The 3,375-nt window shown below is 64.1% G+C and carries 4 protein-coding genes; 2 read left to right on the plus strand and 2 right to left on the minus strand.

Annotation, left to right across the window (positions count from 1 at the left end):
- Positions 1-265 precede the first annotated feature (265 nt).
- A complete protein-coding gene (locus KDL01_RS46320; protein WP_212533930.1) occupies positions 266-484 on the minus strand; it encodes an HNH endonuclease in 219 nt (72 codons plus the stop codon).
- A gap of 489 nt (positions 485-973) precedes the next feature.
- Here KDL01_RS46320 and KDL01_RS39940 point away from each other — a divergent pair, with 489 nt between their 5' ends.
- Entirely contained in the window at positions 974-2,206 is a 1,233-nt protein-coding gene (locus KDL01_RS39940) for an IS256 family transposase (RefSeq protein WP_212533931.1), read from the plus strand.
- A gap of 393 nt (positions 2,207-2,599) precedes the next feature.
- A complete protein-coding gene (locus KDL01_RS46325) occupies positions 2,600-2,830 on the plus strand; it encodes an HNH endonuclease (protein ID WP_212533932.1) in 231 nt (76 codons plus the stop codon).
- Here KDL01_RS46325 and KDL01_RS39950 read toward each other — a convergent pair.
- The gene (locus KDL01_RS39950) at positions 2,786-2,926 is read right to left on the minus strand and encodes a hypothetical protein (protein WP_212533933.1); all 141 of its coding nucleotides are present in this window, start codon (positions 2,924-2,926) and stop codon (positions 2,786-2,788) included. The genes KDL01_RS46325 and KDL01_RS39950 overlap by 45 nt on opposite strands.
- Between the last annotated feature and the right edge of the window lie 449 nt (positions 2,927-3,375).

Here is a 3,375-nt window from a genome sequence, read left to right on the forward strand (position 1 = left end):
GCGGACGAGTTCGAGTCCGTCGCTCGAACGTAGTGACTCGATCAGGCGAAGTAGGTCAGACTGGGACAGGGCCATCATGCATCTCCACGGTTGAACTGGCCTTTTACCACGGAGGATGCATGATGGCATCGTGCATCACCGCAGTAGACGACCGCGTGATGCAAGTTCGCACATCACCCGTAGCCGACCACCGCGCGGTACAAGATCGCGTGAATCACCCGTGGCAGACGACCCTGTGACGCAGAATCATGCATCACATCACGCATTACCCGTGGTGGATGACGGTGTGGTGGTGTGAGCAGTAGAGCTTGAGGTTCTCTACGGTGGTGTGTCCGCCTTGTGCGTACGGGGTGGTGTGGTGGGCGTGGAGGTTGTGTCCTGAGCGTTGAGGAGGGTTTGCGTAGGCAGAGCTCTTTGATGCGGTGCTGCGTGGATGATGAGGGATTGTGGCCCCTCGGAGTCGCCCTGCGTAGGGAGGCTTCAAACCGCCCCTCGCTGCGTTGGCTGAAGACCGTCGTGGTGAACGGTAGGGGAAAAGGCGCGCTTTGATGCGTCAGGTAGGGATCGGGAAGACGAGCGTGAGTCAATCGCTGTTGAAGTGTCGTTACCATCAGGTGGCATCAAAACCGAGGAATTCCTTCAGTTCTCGGGATGAGCTCGGCGGGTGTTCCGCTTATTGGCCGAGCGGTGTCCGGCATGCAGGCGACGTGAGCCCGGTCTGCTGCGTCCGCGTGGAACAGGAGAAGGCGCGTACCGCTGCTGCCCGCCCGTGGTTCGGTGGGTGGGAGGGAGAGCCCGGAGCCGAACGTTCTGGATGGCGTCCCTCTTGATGGTGTAGCCGATCATGTCAGGGGTTTGCGCCGGAGTGCGCTCTGGGGTGTGTAGTCTCCGCCCCCTGTCCGCTCCCTGCCGATGAGGCGGGCCATCATGCATCCTCCGTGGTAAAAGGCCAGTTCAACCGTGGAGATGCATGATGGCCCTGTCCCAGTCTGACCTACTTCGCCTGATCGAGTCACTACGTTCGAGCGACGGACTCGAACTCGTCCGCTCGGTTGCCGAGCGGATGCTGCAGGAACTGATCGAGGCCGAGGCCACCGTCGCGATCGGCGCGGGGTGGAACGAGCACACCGACACCCGTGTTGCGCTGCGCAACGGACACCGCGACAAGACGCTCACCACCCAGGCCGGCGACCTGGACCTGGCGATCCCGAAGCTGCGCTCGGGCAGCTTCTTCCCGGCGCTGCTCGAGCGGCGCCGCCGGATCGATCAGGCCCTGTACGCGGTCATCATGGAGGCCTACGTCCATGGCGTGTCCACCCGCTCGGTCGACGACCTGGTCAAAGCGCTCGGCGCGGACACCGGGATCTCCAAGAGCGAGGTCTCAAGGATCTGCTCCGACCTCGACGGGCAGCTGGCCGCCTTCCGCACCAGGCCGCTGGACCATCTGCGCTTCCCGTACATGTACCTGGATGCGACGTACTGCAAGGCCAGGGTCGAGCATCAGATCGTCTCCCGGGCCGTGGTGATCGCCACCGGGATCACCGAGGACGGCGGCCGCGAAGTACTCGGCGTGATGGTCGGCGACAGTGAGACAGAACTCTTTTGGACCGCGTTCCTGCGCTCGTTGCGCGAACGAGGCCTGAGCGGAGTGCGGCTCGTGATCGGCGACCATCACTCGGGCCTGGTCAAGGCTATCCGGAAGGTGATGATCGGGGCCGGCTATCAGCGCTGCCGGGTCCACTTCCTGCGCAACGTGTTCGCCGTGATCAACAAGGAGGCCGGCGAGATGGTCGCCGCGACCATCCGCACGATCTTCGCCCAGCCGAACCCCGACGCGGTACGCACCCAACTCGAAACCGTCGCCGACATGCTCGGAGCCCAGTTCCCGAAGGTCAAAGCCATGCTGCTCGAGGCCGAGGCGGACCTGACCGCGTTCGCCGCGTTCCCCGAACGGCACTGGAAGAAGATCCAGTCGACCAACCCGCTCGAACGGGTCAACCGCGAGATCAAGCGCCGCATCGACGTCGTCCAGGTCTTCCCCAACGACGACGCACTGCTGCGGCTGGTCAGCGCCGTCCTGTTCGAACTCCACGACGAATGGATCGCCTTCCCCCGCCGCTACCTGCCCGAAGGCAGCATGGACCAGCTCTACCCCACCGAACTGCCCGAAAGCGCCCCCGCGCTCCCCAACACCACCGCCGACTGATCGGCTACACCATCAAAGGGGACACGATCGCACGCACCACCTCGGTACTCTGACACCCCAGCCGAAGAACGTTCGGCTCCGGGCTCTCCCTCCCACCCACCGAACCACCGGCGGGCAGCAGCGGTACGCGCCTTCTCCTGTTCCACGCGGACGCAGCAGACCGGGCTCACGTCGCCTGCATGCCGGACACCGCTCGGCCAATAAGCGGAACACCCGCCGAGCTCATCCCGAGAACTGAAGGAATTCCTCGGTTTTGATGCCACCTGATGGTAACGACACTTCAACAGCGATTGACTCACGCTCGTCTTCCCGATCCCTACCTGACGCATCAAAGCGCGCCTTTTCCCCTACCGTTCACCACGACGGTCTTCAGCCAACGCAGCGAGGGGCGGTTTGAAGCCTCCCTCCGCAGGGCGACTCCGAGGGGCCACAATCCCTCATCATCCACGCAGCACCGCATCAAAGAGCTCTGCCTACGCAAACCCTCCTCAACGCTCAGGACACAACCTCCACGCCCACCACACCACCCCGTACGCACAAGGCGGACACACCACCGTAGAGAACCTCAAGCTCTACTGCTCACACCACCACACCGCCATCCACCACGGGCAATGCGCGACATGATGCACGAATCCACATCAGACGGCCGCCCGACACGGGCGACACACGATCCACCATCACGAGGCCGTTCACCACAGGAAACGCAAGATCCAGCACCACCGCCGTCCACCACGGACGCCACAAGATCCTGCACCACACGGCCGCGCACCGCGGGTGAGACAAATTTGAGCATCACAAGGCGCCCAACACAGATGATGCGAGACCCCGCACCACACAGTCGAGCGCCACAGGTGACACAAGATCCAGCATCACACGGCCGCCCACCGCACATGAAGCACGACCCCGGACCAAGGACGCCCGCCGCAGGGAACGCACAATGCTCCACCGGGCGCGCCGGACCGGGCCACGGACCCTCCGCAAAGATCCAGCCAGGGGTGGGGCTCCCTCCTCGGTCGGGCAGGCGCAGCCCATATCAGGGTCCTGGTGGAGGCGCAAACGGCGCAGCGCAACCGAACACCCGACCAAGCCCCCGCCGATTGCACCTCCACCAGGTTCCTGATACGCCTCCGGTGACCGACCGAGGAGAGAGCCCCACCCCACCCGACCAC

The sequence above is a fragment of the Actinospica durhamensis genome (assembly GCF_018139695.1).
In the GTDB taxonomy this organism is placed as follows: Bacteria; Actinomycetota; Actinomycetes; order Streptomycetales; family Catenulisporaceae; genus Actinospica; species Actinospica durhamensis.